The sequence below is a fragment of the Streptomyces sp. NPDC041129 genome, assembly GCF_055592265.1.
In genome coordinates this window covers 561778-577402 of record NZ_JBVIYV010000003.1, presented here as the reverse complement: position 1 = coordinate 577402, position 15625 = coordinate 561778, and the positions used below count along the sequence as shown (strand labels likewise).

The 15625-nt window shown below is 73.1% G+C and carries 14 protein-coding genes; 9 read left to right on the top strand and 5 right to left on the bottom strand.

All coding sequences use genetic code 11. The annotated features are described in order from the left end of the window. Positions 1-176 precede the first annotated feature (176 nt). Entirely contained in the window at positions 177-1964 is a 1788-nt protein-coding gene (locus tag ACZ6B1_RS15460) for a M4 family metallopeptidase (RefSeq protein WP_468778515.1), read from the bottom strand. 308 nt (positions 1965-2272) lie between these two features. On the opposite strand from ACZ6B1_RS15460, the gene ACZ6B1_RS15455 reads away from it, so the two are divergent. The 9 genes from ACZ6B1_RS15455 to ACZ6B1_RS15415 all read left to right on the top strand — a co-directional run bounded on the left by ACZ6B1_RS15455 (position 2273) and on the right by ACZ6B1_RS15415 (position 11755). Beyond that, positions 2273-3487, top strand: a complete 1215-nt coding sequence (locus ACZ6B1_RS15455; RefSeq protein ID WP_468778514.1) for a serine hydrolase domain-containing protein — start codon at positions 2273-2275, stop codon at positions 3485-3487. Positions 3488-3578: 91 nt separating this feature from the next. Further along, positions 3579-4256 carry an AIM24 family protein gene (locus tag ACZ6B1_RS15450; RefSeq protein WP_468778513.1) on the top strand — a complete coding sequence of 226 codons (678 nt, stop codon included), beginning with the start codon at positions 3579-3581 and terminating at the stop codon, positions 4254-4256. 152 nt (positions 4257-4408) lie between these two features. Continuing rightward, complete coding sequence (locus ACZ6B1_RS15445; RefSeq protein ID WP_468778512.1) at positions 4409-5449, top strand: tetratricopeptide repeat protein; 1041 nt, start codon at positions 4409-4411, stop codon at positions 5447-5449. Then, positions 5446-6477 carry a polyprenyl synthetase family protein gene (locus ACZ6B1_RS15440; RefSeq protein WP_468778511.1) on the top strand — a complete coding sequence of 344 codons (1032 nt, stop codon included), beginning with the start codon at positions 5446-5448 and terminating at the stop codon, positions 6475-6477. The genes ACZ6B1_RS15445 and ACZ6B1_RS15440 overlap by 4 nt, the downstream gene beginning before the upstream one ends. A gap of 87 nt (positions 6478-6564) precedes the next feature. Continuing rightward, entirely contained in the window at positions 6565-7533 is a 969-nt protein-coding gene (locus tag ACZ6B1_RS15435; protein WP_468778582.1) for a threonine/serine dehydratase, read from the top strand. A 240-nt stretch (positions 7534-7773) separates the two neighbouring features. Next, complete coding sequence (locus ACZ6B1_RS15430; RefSeq protein WP_468778510.1) at positions 7774-9345, top strand: serine/threonine protein kinase; 1572 nt, start codon at positions 7774-7776, stop codon at positions 9343-9345. Between the two features lie 48 nt (positions 9346-9393). Continuing rightward, positions 9394-10365, top strand: coding sequence for an LLM class F420-dependent oxidoreductase (locus ACZ6B1_RS15425; RefSeq protein WP_468778509.1), 972 nt, complete (start codon positions 9394-9396; stop codon positions 10363-10365). 109 nt (positions 10366-10474) lie between these two features. Next, complete coding sequence (locus ACZ6B1_RS15420; protein WP_468778508.1) at positions 10475-10900, top strand: SsgA family sporulation/cell division regulator; 426 nt, start codon at positions 10475-10477, stop codon at positions 10898-10900. 201 nt (positions 10901-11101) lie between these two features. Beyond that, positions 11102-11755, top strand: a complete 654-nt coding sequence (locus ACZ6B1_RS15415) for a DUF2238 domain-containing protein (RefSeq protein WP_468778507.1) — start codon at positions 11102-11104, stop codon at positions 11753-11755. 4 nt (positions 11756-11759) lie between these two features. Here ACZ6B1_RS15415 and ACZ6B1_RS15410 read toward each other — a convergent pair whose 3' ends face one another. The 4 genes from ACZ6B1_RS15410 to ACZ6B1_RS15395 form a co-directional block, all read right to left on the bottom strand. Beyond that, complete coding sequence (locus ACZ6B1_RS15410; protein WP_468778506.1) at positions 11760-12254, bottom strand: DUF6328 family protein; 495 nt, start codon at positions 12252-12254, stop codon at positions 11760-11762. A gap of 50 nt (positions 12255-12304) precedes the next feature. Then, entirely contained in the window at positions 12305-13288 is a 984-nt protein-coding gene (locus ACZ6B1_RS15405) for an aldo/keto reductase (protein ID WP_468778505.1), read from the bottom strand. A gap of 91 nt (positions 13289-13379) precedes the next feature. Then, positions 13380-14060, bottom strand: coding sequence for a TetR/AcrR family transcriptional regulator (locus ACZ6B1_RS15400; protein WP_468778504.1), 681 nt, complete (start codon positions 14058-14060; stop codon positions 13380-13382). Beyond that, positions 14057-15547 (bottom strand): MFS transporter, encoded by a 1491-nt coding sequence (locus ACZ6B1_RS15395; RefSeq protein WP_468778503.1) that lies wholly within the window; start codon positions 15545-15547, stop codon positions 14057-14059. Before ACZ6B1_RS15395 ends, ACZ6B1_RS15400 begins: the two co-directional genes overlap by 4 nt. Between the last annotated feature and the right edge of the window lie 78 nt (positions 15548-15625).

The window sequence follows — 15625 nt, the reverse complement described above, 5'->3', positions numbered from 1 at the left end:
TTCGCCCCGGCGGACCCGCCGGGCTCCGGGTGGAGTCCGGAACGTGTCTGCGTGTGCCACGGACGTCATGGTCCCGCCGCTGCCGCCGATCCGCCACCTCGGCCGGCGGGGGCGCCCGGACGTGCGGATGCCCCGCGCGGGGCGGGGCATCCGGTGGTGCTGGGTGCGGACGTCCGTCAGTGGCGGGCGGCCGGGGTGTTGGCGGCGGTCACGTTGACCGCGGCCCACGCGTTGTTCACCGTCTTGTACTCGGTGCTGGTCGAGCCGTACAGGTCCTTGGCCGCCTTCAGCGTCGCGACGCGCGCGCCGTGGAAGTCGGTGGTGGAGACCATGTAGCGGGTCAGCGCACGGTAGAAGATGGCCGTGGCCTTGGTGCGGCCGATGCCCTTGACGGTGCTGGCGTTGTGATAGGTCGGCGAGTTGTACTTGACGCCGCCGATCGTCTTCGTGCCGCTGCCCTCCGCGAGGAGGTAGTAGGCGTGCGAGGAGACACCGGAACCGGCGTGCACCTCGGTGAAGTACGTGTCCGAGGACCAGTAGTCGATCGTGCCCTCGAGCTTGTCGAGCGAGGGGTGGTCGAGGCGGCGCAGGAACTTCTGGTCCAGGCCCAGCTTCTCGCCGACCAGGTAGTCCGGCGTGTCCTTGGTGTTGTTGGCGTAGAACTCGACGTTGGAGCCGAAGATGTCGGCGAGCGACTCGTTCAGCGAGCCGGGCTCGCCGTACTGGTTGCCGTCGGCGTCGACGTAGGTCGGCTGCAGGTCGGCGGTCGCCTCCACCACGCCGTGGGTCAGCTCGTGGCCGGTGACGTCGAGGACGACGAGCGGCTTCTTGAACATCTGGCCGTCGCCGTCGCCGTAGAGCATGCAGTTGCAGGTCGGGTCCCAGAAGGCGTTGGCGACCTTGTCGCCCCAGTGGACCATTCCGCGGGCGGCCTTGGAGTTGTTGGCTATGCCCTTGCGGTTGAAGGTCTTCTTGTAGAAGTCCAGCGTCTTGGTGATGCCGTACTGGGCGTCGGCGGCGGCGCTGGCCCGGCTGGAGGTCTTGCCGTTGCCCCACACGTTGGTGGTGTTGGTGAACTTCGTGCCCGCGCCGAAGGACTCGGTGTACTTGCCCTTGGCGTCACGCGTCTCGGTGCCGTACCGGTTCGGGTCCTTGAGCTGGTAGTGGCCGCGCGAGGTGGCCGTGGTGGTCAGACCGACGCTGCCCACGAAGAGGGTCTTGCCGGTGCCCTTGGCGGTCGCCGGGTAGTGCGTGACGCCGGAGACGCCGGAGCCGAGCAGGCCGGACCCGGTGGTGGAGCCGGCGCCGGTGGCCGGGTCGGCGGTCTGGCCGCTCTTGCGCATCGCGGCGAGCAGCTTCGGCGACAGGAACTCGTCGGCGACGGGCGTGTTGCTGCGCACCTTGCCCGTGACGGCGTCGACGACGACGGTGCTGGCGCTGTCCTTGTCGGTGACGGTGACCTGGTAGGCGAGGGCGGCGGAGCCACCGCGGGCGTCCACCACCAGCTCGGCGCCGCCGGCCTCCCCCTTGGCGGCGCTGGCGGCCTTGGCCGCGGCCTGGGCGGCCGTCAGCTCGGGCTTGGTGGCCGCGGGCTTGACGGCGTGCGTGGCCGCGCTGGTGACCCCCGTGTAGGCCAGCTGCCGGTTCAGGTGGACGACGAGGTCGCCGCCGAGCACCGGCATCCCGTCGTGGGTGCGGACGAAACGCACGTGGCGCGCGCCCTCGGGGTCGACGAGCACGTCCTGGGCGTGGAGTTCGTCGCCCTGCGCGACCCCCGTCGCCGCGGTGTGGGTGAAGGCCGCGGCCTGCGCCGCCTTCACCACCGCCGTGGCGGTCGTGGCGGTGGACGCGGCGGAGCGCTCCCCACCGGAGGAGGGATCCGCGAAGGCCGTACCGGCCAGACCCGTGGCAGCGGTCGCCACCGCGACGGCGATCGCCGCGGTGCGTATGTGCGGTCTACGCAATCTGATCAGGGTTCCTTCGTTCTAAGGCGGTAGGCGTCGCCAACCGCCCTGAGACGTGGCGGAGTTGAGCGCCACGGGGGCTGGTCGGGCCCCGGAGGTAACCCTTATGGATCAGTCATGCACACGTAAAGGCGGAATGATCTATTTCGCGCTCTTCTATGGCAATCCTTTGCAAATGCCTGCCACAGGGTGATCACGGGATGACCAACTGTGTGTCGACTGTGGAGACGTTGCCGCAATCCCCTAGGTTCCAGGCCGGAATGTGACCGATGTCGCATCACGAACCCCGAGGACGGGAGTGGATCCGGATGGTCTCAGCAAGGGTGGGCAGGGGTGCGGCACTCGGAGCGGCCGTCCTGTCGCTGCTCACGGTCCCGGCGTGGGCCGCGACCCAGGAGGCGGACGCCCGGGGGGCGGCGGCGCTGCCCGCACCCGACGTCGACGGGCTGGACGCGGCGCTGCACTCGGCGGTGGACCAGGGCGCCCCGGGCGCGCTGGCACGCCTCGACGACGGCGACGACTCGTACCTGGTGACCCGGGGCTTCGCCGACCGGAGCACCCGTCAGGGCATCAGCACCGCGGACCGGTTCCGCATCGGCAGCGTCACCAAGTCGTTCTCGGCCGTCGTCCTGCTGCAACTGGCCGACGAGCACAAGCTGGACCTGGACGCCCCGGTCGACCGGTACCTGCCGAAGCTGCTGCCGGACGACCGCATCACGGTCCGGCACGTGCTGAGCCACCGCAGCGGCCTGTACGACTACAGCAACGACATGTTCGCCAAGAGCGTCTCCGGCTTCGAGGCGGTGCGCGACAAGGTCTTCGGCTACCGCGACCTGCTCACCCTGTCGCTGAAGAAGCCCCGCACCAACGCGCCCGGCGCCGCCTACTCGTACTCGAACACCAACTACGTCGTCGCCGGCCTGCTCATCGAGAAGCTCACCGGCGAGTCCGTGCGCACCGCCTACGAGAAGCGGCTGATCACCCCGCTCGGGCTGCGCGACACGTTCTACGTGCACCCGGACACGAAGATCCCGGGCCGGCACGCCCACGGCTACCTCACCCCGGACACCGCCGGCGCGAAACTGGTCGACGCGACCGACCAGACGGTGTCCTGGGCGCAGAGCGCGGGCGCGCTCATCTCCAGCGCCAGGGACCTGAACACCTTCTACTCCGCGCTGCTGCGCGGCAAGCTGCTCTCCTCCGCCAGGCTCGCGGAGATGGAGCACTTCACCCGGGTCGACGCCACCACGTCGTACGGACTCGGGCTGCGCCGGCGCGACCTGTCCTGCGGCGTCTCGGTGTACGGGCACACGGGCGCCGTCCAGGGCTTCTACACGTACGCGTTCGCCTCGAAGGACGGCAAGCGGGTTCTCACGGCCGCGGTCAACACCTCCAACAACGCCAAGGTGCTCGGCACACTGGCGGGCACGCTGGAGTCGGCGTTCTGCGGAAAGAGCACCGGGAAGGGCACGGGCAAGGCGCTGCGCGTCCCGGCCGCCGGGGAGCGGGACCTGAGGCAGTAGCAGGACCGGGAGCGGCAGGGGGATTCGGTGACCGGACGGGCACGTGCCGTGATCTTGGCGGAACGAGTGCGTCCGGGACACCATGCCCCGCATGAAGGGTTCCCTCTTTTCCAGTGAGCACGTGGTGCGGCCGGCCGTCGAGGCCGGCATGACCGTCGAGAACGCCAAGTGCATCAGGTACGCGGTGAACGGCGAGATGCACGCCCGCCAGGGCGCGATGATCGCCCACCGCGGCAGCCTCCAGTTCGAGCGCAAGGGCCAGGGCGTCGGCGGGATGCTCAAGCGCGCGGTCACCGGCGAGGGACTGCCCCTCATGGCGGTGCGCGGCCAGGGCGAGGTGTGGTTCGCGCACGAGGCGCAGAACTGTTTCATCGTCGAGGTCGAGCCGGGTGACCGGTTCACCGTCAACGGCCGCAACGTGCTGTGCTTCGACGCCTCGCTGTCGTACGAGATCAAGACCGTGAAGGGCTCGGGCATCGCCGGCGGCGGCCTGTTCAACAGCGTGTTCAGCGGTCAGGGCCGGCTCGGCCTGGTCTGCGAGGGCAACCCGCTGGTGATACCCGTCTCGGCGCAGTACCCGGTGTACGTCGACACCGACGCGGTGGTCGGCTGGACCGCGGACCTGCAGACCTCGCTGCACCGCTCGCAGTCGCTCGGCTCGATGCTGCGCGGCGGTTCGGGCGAGGCGGTGCAACTGATGCTCCAGGGCGAGGGGTTCGTCGTGGTGCGGCCGAGCGAGGCCACGCCGCAGAAGGCGCAGGCGCACTGACGCCCCGTGACGTGATCTGCGCCGCACGGGCAACCCCGGTCCGCGTAACGGCGTCTTGACCCACGACAGACCGTGCCCCGGCCTGCGGGCCGGGGCACCTTTTCGGCGTGCTATACACACCGTGTATACACTTCGTGTATAGAAGGGCATGCATGTACGGCAAGGCTTTCGCCCCGGAGTACCAGGGCGCCCTGACCACCCTGTCCGTGAACTCCTCGCTGGTCGACGTACTGGCCGAGGGCACCGAGCGGCTGCGCGAGGCCGAACGGTCCGGCCTGGCGGGTGAGGCGGCCCGCTGCGGGCTCGCCGTCGCCGAGGCGCACCGGCGGCTCGGCCGGGTGCGGGACGCCGACCAGGCCTGGAAGGCGAGCTACCGCGCCGCCCGGGAGGCGGGCGACACGGCCGCGATGGCGTGGGCACTGTGGAGCGGCGGCACCCTGGCCCGGCAGCGCGGGGCGTTCCCGCTGGCGTGGCGGCTGCTGGGGCTCGCGGCCGAACTCGGCGAGCGGGGCGGCGACATCGTGGTCCGCGGCTACTCGCTGGCGGGTCTCGCGGAGACCGGGCGCATCCAGGGCGACTACGAGGCGGTCGGCCGGCTGCACGAGCAGCTGCTCGCCGAGGCCCGCAGGCGCGGGGAGGCCCGGCACACCGTGTGGGCGCTGGAGGGCATCGCGCAGATGCACCGCAACACCGGTGACCACGACCGGGCGTACGAGCTGTTCGAGGAGGCGGCGGAGATAGCCGAGCGGGCCGAGGACCGGCGCGGCCACGCCTGGGCGCTGCGCGGCCTGGCCGACATCGTCTCGGTCCGCGACGGCGACACCGAGCGGGCGCTGGAGCTGCTGTCGCGGGCGGAGACCACCTGCCGGGCGATGAACCTCTCCAGCGCGCTCGCCTACAACCACAAGATGCGCGGCAACGTCTTCTACCGCGCCGGCCGTTACCCCGAGGCCCGGGAGCTGTACGAGCTGGCCCTGGAGGAGTTCCGGGCGATGAGTGAGCCGCGCGGCGAGGCGCTGTCCCGGCTCGGCCTCACCAAGTCGCTGGCCCGCCTGGGCCGCGACCGCGCCGAGACGGCGGCCGAACTCGCCGAGCTGGCCCGGGTGCTGGAGCGCGCCGGACTGCGGCACGCGCGGGAGATGGTGGCCCGGGCGCAGCGGGAGTTCGGCCTGGACGCGGAGGCCGTACGGTGAGCGCGCTCCCCCCTGCGGTGCAGGCACCGCCCTCGGCCGTGGGCACCCTCGACCGCTGCCGGGCGCTGGTGCGTCCCGCCCTGGCGGAGGCGGTGGGGCGGCTGCACCCCTGGGTGGCCGAGATGGCCGCCTACTCCTTCGGCTGGTGCGAGGTGGGTGGCGCGCCCGCCGCCGCGCCGGGCGGCAAGGGGGTGCGTCAGGCGCTCGCGGTGCTCGGCGCGGAGGTGGCGGGTGCCGACGGGCGGGCCGGGACACCGGCGGCGGTCGCGGTGGAGCTGGTGCATGCCTTCTCGCTGCTGCACGACGACATCATGGACGGCGACGCGACCCGCCGACGCCGCCCCGCGGTGTGGAAGGCGTACGGCACGGGGCCGGCGGTACTCGCCGGGGACGCGCTGTTCGCGCTGGCCGTGGAGTCGCTGGCCGCCGCGCCCGGCGGTCCCGGCGGCGTACGGCTGCTCTCCGCCGCCCTGGCCGACCTGGTGCGTGGGCAGGCCGACGACCTGCTGTTCGCCGCGCGGCCCTGCGCGGGGCCCGAGCGGGTGACACCCGGGGAGTACCGGGCGATGGCGGAGCACAAGACGGGCGCGCTGCTCGGCTGCGCCGCCGCGCTGGGCGCCGCGCTCGGCGGGGCCGGGGAGGCGGACGTCGCCGCGCTGGACCGGGCCGGACGGCATCTGGGCGTCGCCTTCCAGCTCGTGGACGACGTGCTGGGCATCTGGGGCGACCCGGAGGTCACCGGCAAGCCGGTGGGCGGCGATCTGCGGGAGGGCAAGAAGACGTTCCCGGTGCTGGTGGCCCTCGGCTCCCCCATGGCCCGTCATCTGCCCGCGCTGCTGGGTCCGGCGGGGCGGGCCGGGGAGGCGGCCGCGCTGATCGAGGAGGCGGGCGGCCGGGCGGCGGCGCTGGCGGAGGCCCGCGCGCACACGGCCGCCGCCCAGGAGCTGGTCTCCGGACTGCCGCGGGCCGGGGGCGCCGCCGGAGAGCTGCTCGGCCTGCTGGACCACCTGGTGGGCCGCGACCTCTGAGAGTTGACCTGGCGCGTGTCCGGGGGTCAGGGTGCCGACGGCGCGGTTCCCAGTCCCGCGCCGGGAAGGTGAACGACCTTGACCAGCCTGATCGGCCTCCCGGACATCGAAGCCGCCGCACGGCGGATCGCCGGCCACGTCGTGCGGACGCCGACCGTGCCGAGCCCCGGACTCACGGACCTGCTCGGCGTCCCGGTCACCGCGAAGCTCGAACTGCTGCAGCGCACCGGATCGTTCAAGGCGCGCGGCGCGACGGCCAAGCTGCTGTCGCTGAGCGAGGCCGAGCGCGCGGCCGGCGTGGTGGCGGTCAGCGGCGGCAACCACGGGATCGCGGTCGCGGAGATGGCGGCGGCCCTGGACGTGAAGGCGACCGTGGTCATGCCGCGCACCGCGCCCGCGCGGTCCATCGGGCTGGCCGAGGCGGCCGGCGCGTCGGTGCGGCTGACCGACGGCATGGACAGCGCCTTCGAGCTGGTGATGGACCTGCGGGACGAGGGGCTGACCCTGGTCCACCCGTTCGACGATCCGGTCGTGATCGCCGGGCAGGGCACCGTGGGACTCGAGCTGGCCGAGGACGCCGCCGGCGCCGACGGGCCGACGGACGTCCTGGTCAGCGTCGGCGGCGGCGGTCTGATCGCCGGTGTGGCGGCCGCGCTGCGCGCCCGCTGCCCGGGGGTGCGGGTGTGGGGCGTGGAGACGGAGGGCGCCGAAGCCATGTCAGGGGCGCTCAGGGCGGGCGGTCCCCGGCAGATGCCGGTGTCCTCGCTCGTCACCACGCTGAGCGCGCCCTCCGTGTCGCGGCTGACGTACGACCATGTGTCGGCGCTGGTCGAGGAGGTCCTGGTGGTCCCGGACCGGGAGGCGGTGCAGGGCTGTCTGGACCTCGCCGACCGGGCCAAGCTGTGGACCGAACCGGCCGCCGGCTGTCTGCTCCCGGCGGCGCGGCGGGTGCTGGAACGCGTCGGCGACGGAGCCCGGCTGGGGCTCGTGGTGTGCGGGGGCAACGCGGCACCCGGTGAGCTCTTCGGCTGGGCGGACCGCTTCGGGCTGCTCTGAACACGCGCAGCGACCGGAGGAAGCGCACCCCGCCACAGCCCGGGAACGCACCGCACAGCCGGCGTCTACCGTCGGTAACCGCAGGTCGATGCCGGCCGTGCGCCGTCTTCGTAAATCCACCGGCCCTGTTGACGCGTTGAATAAAAGGCAGGAACGGGGCCGGAGTTGCGGATCCTTTGAACGCACCCCGGCGCACCCCGCGTACCACTGGGCAAGTCGAGTCAGGGGTCTCAGCGAGGGATGACCATGGTCAAGGCGCACGTCTCCGCACACGGGCTGATCGCCGGGCGGTACCGGCTGCTCGAGGTCTTCGCCCGGGAGACGAACCGGCTGTGGTGGTTCGCCGAGGACGTGACGTCGGGCCAGCCCCGGCTGATGGCGCGGACCGAACTGCCGGAGACCGCCGACGCGGACACCGTGCGGCGCGCCACGGCCCGGGTGATGAGGACCTCCGAGATCATGCGGCTGCTGTGCCCCGGCCGGGTCGCCGCGGTCGTCGACGCCGTGGTGGAGGAGGGCACCCTGTGGACGGTCACGGACCGGATCGAGGGCACGCCGCTCGGCGAACTCCTGGACCGTGAGGGCCCCTTCCATCCGGTCCGGGCGGCACGGCTGGGCCTGGAGATCCTCGACGTGCTCCAGGCGGCGCACGACGAGGGCATCACCCACGGCGAGCTGAGCCCCGGCCAGGTCTTCGTCCGGGACGGCGGCCCCGTCCTGGTGGCCGGGTTCGGGCTGACGGGCACGACGCTCGCCCCGCGGCTGACGGCGCCGTCGTACGCCTCGCCGGAACAGGCCCGCGACGAGCGCGTCGGACCGGCCGCCGACCTGTGGGCGCTGGGCGCGATCCTCTACACCATGGTCGAGGGACGTCCGCCCTTCCGCGACCGCGGCCGGCCCGACGCCACGTTGCGGGCCGTGGACCGGCTGCCCCTGCGCACCCCGCTGCGCACCGGCCCGCTCACCCAGGCCGTCCAGGGCCTGCTGCGCAAGAACTCCCGCGAACGGCTGAACCGGGGGGTCGTCCGGGACGCCCTGGTCCGGGCCCTCGACGAGGACTCCGACGCGGACCGGTGCCTCGCGCCCGCGCCCCGGCTGCGCGACGCGTACGCGGCGGTACGGCACGCCGCCCCGGCTCCCGGCAGGCGGCTGCTGGTGGCCGGGACCGCCCTGGCCGTCGTGACGGTCGCGGCCGCCGTGCTGGCCGCGACCCACCTGCTGCCCGGTACCTCCACCGCGTCCGGCCCGTCCAGGACCACCGCCACGGCCGTCCCGCCGCACGGCCCCACCGGCACCGGCAGCTCGGTCCCCGGTGCGAGCCCCGGTCCGACCGGCTCCCCCGCCCTGCCGGCCGGCTACCGGCGCTACACCGCTCCGGAGGGCTTCTCCGTGGCTCTGCCGGCAGGCTGGAAGCGGCTGGCCACCGCGCGCGCGGCCGACCACGCCTACCGCGTCACCTTCGGCACCGGCGGCTCCTCCCCCACGCTCGCCGTCACCTACACCGAGCGCGTCGGCCCGGACCCGGCCGCCGTCTGGCGCGACGAGGTCGAACCGGCGCTGGCACGGCTGCCCGGCTACCAACGGATCGGCACCGTGCGGGCCCTCACGTACCGGACGCACCGGGCCGCCGATCTGGAATGGGTGGCCGGCTCCGGCGCGGCGCGGACGCACACCCTCGGGCGGGGCTTCCTCCTGGGCGGCGGGCGCGGCTTCTCGCTGCGGTACACCACACCGGCCGCGGACTGGGGCGACTCCGACGGCACGATCGCGCTGAAGACCTTCCTGCAGACCTTCCGCGAGCCGAACGGCTGACCGGCGCCCGGGCCGTTTTCGCTCCGGCAGCCCGGGGACTCGCTTCGTATGGTGCAAATCGGATACACGATGATGACCGAGCAGGCCGGACCCCGGGACCTGGTGGACCACCTGGTGCGGGCCGAGGAGGCGGGCTTCGACTTCTCGGTGACCTCGGACCACTACTTCCCGTGGCTGCGGTCCCAGGGGCACGCCCCGTACGCGTGGAGCGTGCTCGGCGCCGCGGCGCAGGCCACGTCCCGGATCCCGCTGATGACCTACGTGACCTGCCCGCTGATCCGCTATCACCCCGCCGTGGTGGCGCAGAAGGCGGCGACGATGCAGCTGCTGTCCGAGGGCAGGTTCCGGCTCGGGCTGGGCGCGGGCGAGAATCTCAACGAGCACGTGGTGGGCGGCGGTTGGCCCCCGGTGGACGTGCGCCACGAAATGCTGGAAGAGGCCCTGGAGATCATCCGCGCGCTGCTGGAGGGCGGCCACGTCACCCATCACGGCACGCACTACGACGTGGAGTCGGCCCGGCTGTGGGACCTGCCGGAGCAGGCGCCGCCGATCGGCCTCGCCGTCTCCGGCGAGCAGTCCTGCCGGCTCGCCGGGCACCTCGCCGACCTGGTCATCGCCACCGAGCCGAAGAAGGGGCTGCTGGAGGCCTTCGACCGGCACGGCGGCACCGGCAAGCCCCGGGTGGGCCAGTTGCCGGTGTGCTACGACCCCGACCGGGACACCGCGGTCGAGCGGGCGCACGCCCAGTTCCGCTGGTTCGGCCTGGGCTGGAAGGTGAACGCCGAGCTGCCGCACCCGGACTCCTTCGAGGCCGCGACCCAGTTCGTGACCACTGACGACGTCGCCTCCGCCATCCCGTGCGGCGACGACCCGGAGGCCTTCGTCGAGGCCGTACGGCCCTACGCCGAGGCCGGGTTCGGGGAGATCGCCCTCGTGCAGATCGGCGGGGACTCGCAGCCGGAGTTCCTGGACTGGTCGGCGAAGACCCTGCTGCCCGCGCTGCGCGAGGAGTTCGGCTGACGCGGGAGGGCCGACACGGGAGCGGTCCGGATTGAGCCGGAAGGATGAGCATTTCAGGCCTGTACGGGGTACTAGAGGTCCCTACGCCGATTGCTTCCGGAGGACCTTGGTGAACCGCTTCGTGCACAAGACCCTGGTGGTGCAGCTCCAGGCGGAGGGCACCGCCCGGTGTCCGGTGCTCGCCCATCTGAGCTACGACGCCGAGGACCCGTTCGCCGTCACCGCCGCGTTCGGCCACGACGGCCGGGTGCTGGCCCGGTGGCGGCTGGACCGGGAGATGCTCTCCGACGGGCTGACCGGTCCGGTCGGCGTCGGCGACGTACGGCTGCGTCCGGTCTCCGCCGGACGGTGGCGGGAGCTGCGCATGGAGTTCCTCGGCGACTACCGGGCCGACGGCGGCCGCCACCACGCGGTGGTGTACGCCTGGGCGCCCGCGGTCGCCGCGTTCCTGCACGAGACCCGCGAAGTGGTCCCGCACGGGCAGGAGGAGGTCCAGGTGGACGAGCTGCTGGCGGAGATCCTCTCCACGGGCTGAGCCGCGGCCGGACAGGGCATGACCGGCCCCCGGGCGGGCCGGTCGGGCCGGTCGGGTGGTCGGCCGGGTGGGCGGACAGGCCGCCCGGCTGAGTCGCGGGCCCGGGCGCCCTGAGTAGCCGTACTCATGTCCGCGCCGAGCCGCCGGCCGCAGGATGGGGCTCCTTCGACGTCCACGACTCCTCCGGCAAGGAGCCCCGCCATGACCTCAGCGCGCCCCGCCCCGCTCTCCGCGCCACGCCGTGTCCCGCCCGCCCTGTTCGCGGGCGTGGTGGCCGTGGGCCTCGCCGTGTCGGCGTGGGACGTGCGCGACCGCACCACCTGGTTCCTGGAGACGTTCTGGGCGCTGGCCGGGCTCCCCCTGGTGGTGCTTCTCCGGCGCCGCTTCCCGCTGACCGGGCTGCTGTGCGGGCTGCTCGCCGCGCACGCGCTGGTGCTCGCCGTCGGCGGCCACTACACGTACGCCCAGGTGCCGCTGGGCGACTGGGTGCGGGACGGCTTCGGCCTCTCCCGCAACCCCTACGACCGTTTCGGCCACCTGATGCAGGGCTTCGTTCCGGCCGTCCTGGTGCGGGAACTGCTCGTCCGTACCTCGCCGCTGCGCGGCAGCCGCTGGCTGGCCCCGCTCACCGTGTGCGCCTGTCTCGCCTTCAGCGCCTGCTTCGAGCTGCTGGAGTGGGCGGCCGCCGAGATCGGCGGGCACAGCGCGGACGCGTTCCTCGCCACCCAGGGCGATGTCTGGGACACCCAGTGGGACATGTTCTGCGCGCTGATCGGGGCGGTGCTGTCGCTGCTGCTGCTCAGCAGGGTGCACGACCGTCAACTGGCGGCCCTGGCGGCACGGACCTCCGGTTAGCCGGTCAGTCGTCGTCGCGGCCGGTGTGCCGGCGGCGCGCCCACAGCGGCAGCCCGTACCAGCACACCAGGTACCAGGCGACCACGGCCGACACCAGGTAGGGGACGTAGCCGTCGTGCGTCGCGACCCGCAGGATCAGCAGCAGCGAGGAGGTCATCGTGGCGAGCAGCAGGACGAGGCCGACGAAGGTCAGCCGGGAGGCGATGCGCACCGCCTGCGGTTTGACCCGACGCCCGGAGACCAGGCGGTGCAGGGACACCGGCCCGATGAGGGCGCCGGTCGCGCAGGCGCCCAGGACGACGGTCACGATGTAGATGAGCTGATCGGGCCGGGCCAGCGTCGCGTACTTCGGCTGGAAGACCACGGTCAGCAGGAATCCGAACAGGATCTGCACGCCCGTCTGGGCGACGCGTACCTCCTGGATGAGTTCACCCCACATCCGGTCGGCCCGCTCCTCCTGGGTCTCGTCGCGGCCCGTCCGCCGCCCCTCCTGCGTCATGCGATCCGTTTAACCGGGTGAACGTTCGTTCAAACGGGCGATCACCGTGACTACCAGCGGTGTTCGACCTGCTCCTTGACGCGGCGGTCGTACAGCTCGCGGATCGCGGCGTGCGTCCGCGCGGACAGGGCGGGCAGCTTGGCCGCGGCCGCGTTGGCGCGGGCCTGCTCCGGGTTGCGGGCGCCGGGGATGACCGTGGTCACGCCGGGCTGCTCGATGATCCAGCGCAGGGCGAGCTGGGCCGGGGTGAAGCCCTCGGGGGCGAGCTCGGCGAACTCGGCGGCCGCCTCGACGCCGGTGGCGTAGTCGACGCCGGAGAAGGTCTCGCCCTGGTCGAAGGCCTCGCCGTGGCGGTTGTAGGTGCGGTGGTCGTCGGCGGCGAAGACCGTGTCCTTGGTGTACTTGCCGGACAGCAGGCCGGAGGCGAGCGGCACGCGCGCGATGATGCCGACACCCGCCTCCCGGGCCGCCGGGAGCACCTCGAGGAGGGGCTTCATGCGGAACGGGTTGAGGATGATCTGCACGCTCGCCACGTTCGGCCGGGCGATCGCGGCCAGCGCCTCGGCGCAGGTCTCCACGCTCACGCCGTACGCCGCGACGCGCTCCTCGGCCACCAGGGTGTCGAGGGCGTCGAACACCGCGTCGGAGGAGTAGACGGGGGTCGGCGGGCAGTGGAGCTGCACCAGGTCGACGCGGTCGACGCCGAGGTTGCGGCGGGACCGGTCGTTCCAGGCGCGGAAGTTGTCCAGGACGTAGTTGTCCGGAGTCTGCTCGGCCCGGCGGCCCATCTTGGTGGCCACGAGCACATGCAGGTCGGGGCGGCTGCGCAGGAAGGTGGCGATGGTCTCCTCGCTGCGCCCGTCGCCGTACACGTCGGCCGTGTCGAAGAAGGTGACACCGGACTCGGCCGCCGCCTCCAGGACGGACAGGGCCTCCTTGTCGTCGACCTCGCCCCAGTCCGCGCCGAGCTGCCAGGTGCCGAGTCCGACGACCGACGCCCACTGTCCCGACCTGTCCATCACGCGTTCGTCCATACCGTCCAGTCTGTCATCCGTCCCCCTGCAACGCCGGACCGGGTGGTTCCGGTGGCGGACGGCGCCGGGCGCCTCGCGGCCGCCGGGGGCGTCAGTCCCGGGGGGTCAACTGTGCCTGGACGAGCGGGCCGTAGCGGTCGGCGATGGCGTCGAGGTCGGTCCCGCGCAGGTGCGGGCCGCGGGCCACGCCGTACATCACGCCCAGGCCGAGCAGGCCCGCGACGGCGAGTTCGGCGCGCAGCCCCCGGTCGGGGCCGGTGAGCCGGGCGGCGAGGCGTTCGGTCACCTGGGCGCGGAAGTTGGCGCGCAGCACCTCGCCGTGGTCGCCGTGCAGGGGGGCGAAGGCGATCCGCACCAGGGGGTCGGCGCCTCGGTCGCGCTGGCTGGCCAGGACGTGCCGGACCATGTGCCGGCCCAGCTGCTCCAGGGGCGCGTCGAGCAGGTCGTCGGCGTCGGCGTCGAAGGACATCACGCGGGCGAAGAGGGCGTCCTTGTTGCCGAAGTACTTCAGGATCAGCGGCGGACTCACCCCGGCCCGTTCGGCGACCGCCTTGAGCGTGATGTCGGCGTGGGCGTGCCGGGCCAGGAGATACCGGGCGGCCTTGAGGATGGCCGCCCTCGTGGCCTCGGCGTCGCGCCGCGCGGGGGCGGTTACGTGGGACGCGGGGTCGGTTTCGCGGGGCGCGGGATCGGTTTCGCGGGACGCGGGATCGGTTTCGCGGGACGCGGGTGCGGCTTCCCGGGGGCCGGATGGGGTGCTCACGGCACTCATGCTCCCTCCAACGCCTCGTCGCGGGCGCCCCGGGTGGCGCCGCGCGCGCGCCGCGTACCGCGGGTGGGCCCGTCGCCGGGTATGGACAGGGCCGCGGCGCAGGCGACCAGGGCGACGGCGCCTGCCATCGTGAACGCCAGCAGGTAGCCGTGCAGGGTGGGCACCGGAAGGCCGCCGACGAGGCTGGTGTGGTGGACGAGAACGGCGGCGACGGCGGCGCTGGAGGTGGCCTGGCCGATGGTGCGCATCAGGACGTTGACGCCGTTGGCGGAGGCGGTCTGGGCGGCCGGGACGGCGCGCAGGATGAGGGTCGGCAGCGCGGAGTAGGCGAGAGTGGTGCCGGTCGCCACCACCGTGGCGCCGAGGATGATCATCCACAGGTCGCGGCTGTCGGCGATGCGCAGCGCGTAGCCGCAGGCGATGACGGCGGCGCCGAGGGCGAGGGTGATGCGCGGGCCGCGGGAGGCGGAGATACGGGCGGACAGCGGCGAGAAGAGCAGCATGGTGACGCCGCCGGGCAGCAGGCACAGGCCGGTGGCGACGATCGACAGGCCGAGCCCGTACCCGGTCGCCTTCGGGGCCTGCACGAGCTGGGCGGTCACCAGCGAGTTGGCGTAGAAGGCGAATCCGGTCAGCGTGGCCGCCACGTGGGACAGGCCCACCCGGGGCCGGGTGACCAGGCGCAGGTCCACCAGGGGCCGCTCGGTGCGCAGCTGCTGCCACCACCACAGGGCGAGGACCGCGGCGGCGGCGAGGAACAGTCCGAGGACGCGGGGGCTGCCCCAGCCCCACTGGCCGCCCTGCGACACACCCAGCAGCAGGCTCACCAGGCCGGCGGCCAGGCCCAGCGCGCCGAGGACGTCGAAGCGGCCCGGCTCGCGCACCGGGGACTCCTTGACCGCCCACCAGGTGGCACTCACGCCGAGCGCGCCGAGGAGGCTGGTGAGCCAGAACATCGTGTGCCAGTCGGCGTACTGCACGACCAGCGCGGCCAGCGGCAGGCCGAGCGCGGCGCCGATGCCGACGGTGGAGCTCATCAGCGCCACCGCCGAGCCGCGGCGCTCCGGCGGCAGTTCGTCGCGCAGGATGCTGATGGACAGCGGGACGACGGAGGCGGCGGCGCCCTGGAGCGCGCGGGCCGCGATGAGCACGCGGATGTCGGAGGACAGGGCACACATCACGGAGCCGGCGGTCATCAGGGCGAGCGCGCCGATGAGCACCCGCCGCTTGCCGTACATGTCGCCGGCTCGGCCGAGCACGGGGGTGAGCACCGCTCCGGCGAGCAGGGTCGCGGTGACCATCCAGGAGACGGTGGCCGCCGACGCCCCGGTGAGCCGCGGCAGATCCGGCAGCAGGGGGACGACGACCGTCTGCATGACGGCCATGAGGATGCCGCCCGAGGCCAGCACGGGGATGGTGAGCCGGTCCCGCAGGCGGGGCGGCGCGGCGTCGGTGCCGGGCTGGGACGTCGGTGCTGGCTGGTCCATCGGCGCTCCTGCAGGCAGCATGAAAACATCGGTGAATAACAATTCACCCTATCGGGTGAATGGCCATTCACCAACGTC

What these genes read in the sequence shown, in the direction of transcription:
- ACZ6B1_RS15425 (WP_468778509.1), top strand. Translation starts at nt 9,394, where the DNA reads ATGGTGCAAATCGGATACACGATGATGACCGAGCAGGCCGGACCCCGG.
- ACZ6B1_RS15410 (WP_468778506.1), bottom strand. Translation starts at nt 12,254, where the DNA reads ATGACGCAGGAGGGGCGGCGGACGGGCCGCGACGAGACCCAGGAGGAG.
- ACZ6B1_RS15400 (WP_468778504.1), bottom strand. Translation starts at nt 14,060, where the DNA reads ATGAGTGCCGTGAGCACCCCATCCGGCCCCCGGGAAGCCGCACCCGCG.
- ACZ6B1_RS15450 (WP_468778513.1), top strand. Translation starts at nt 3,579, where the DNA reads ATGAAGGGTTCCCTCTTTTCCAGTGAGCACGTGGTGCGGCCGGCCGTC.
- ACZ6B1_RS15395 (WP_468778503.1), bottom strand. Translation starts at nt 15,547, where the DNA reads ATGGACCAGCCAGCACCGACGTCCCAGCCCGGCACCGACGCCGCGCCG.
- ACZ6B1_RS15415 (WP_468778507.1), top strand. Translation starts at nt 11,102, where the DNA reads ATGACCTCAGCGCGCCCCGCCCCGCTCTCCGCGCCACGCCGTGTCCCG.
- ACZ6B1_RS15430 (WP_468778510.1), top strand. Translation starts at nt 7,774, where the DNA reads ATGACCATGGTCAAGGCGCACGTCTCCGCACACGGGCTGATCGCCGGG.
- ACZ6B1_RS15455 (WP_468778514.1), top strand. Translation starts at nt 2,273, where the DNA reads ATGGTCTCAGCAAGGGTGGGCAGGGGTGCGGCACTCGGAGCGGCCGTC.
- ACZ6B1_RS15405 (WP_468778505.1), bottom strand. Translation starts at nt 13,288, where the DNA reads ATGGACGAACGCGTGATGGACAGGTCGGGACAGTGGGCGTCGGTCGTC.
- ACZ6B1_RS15445 (WP_468778512.1), top strand. Translation starts at nt 4,409, where the DNA reads ATGTACGGCAAGGCTTTCGCCCCGGAGTACCAGGGCGCCCTGACCACC.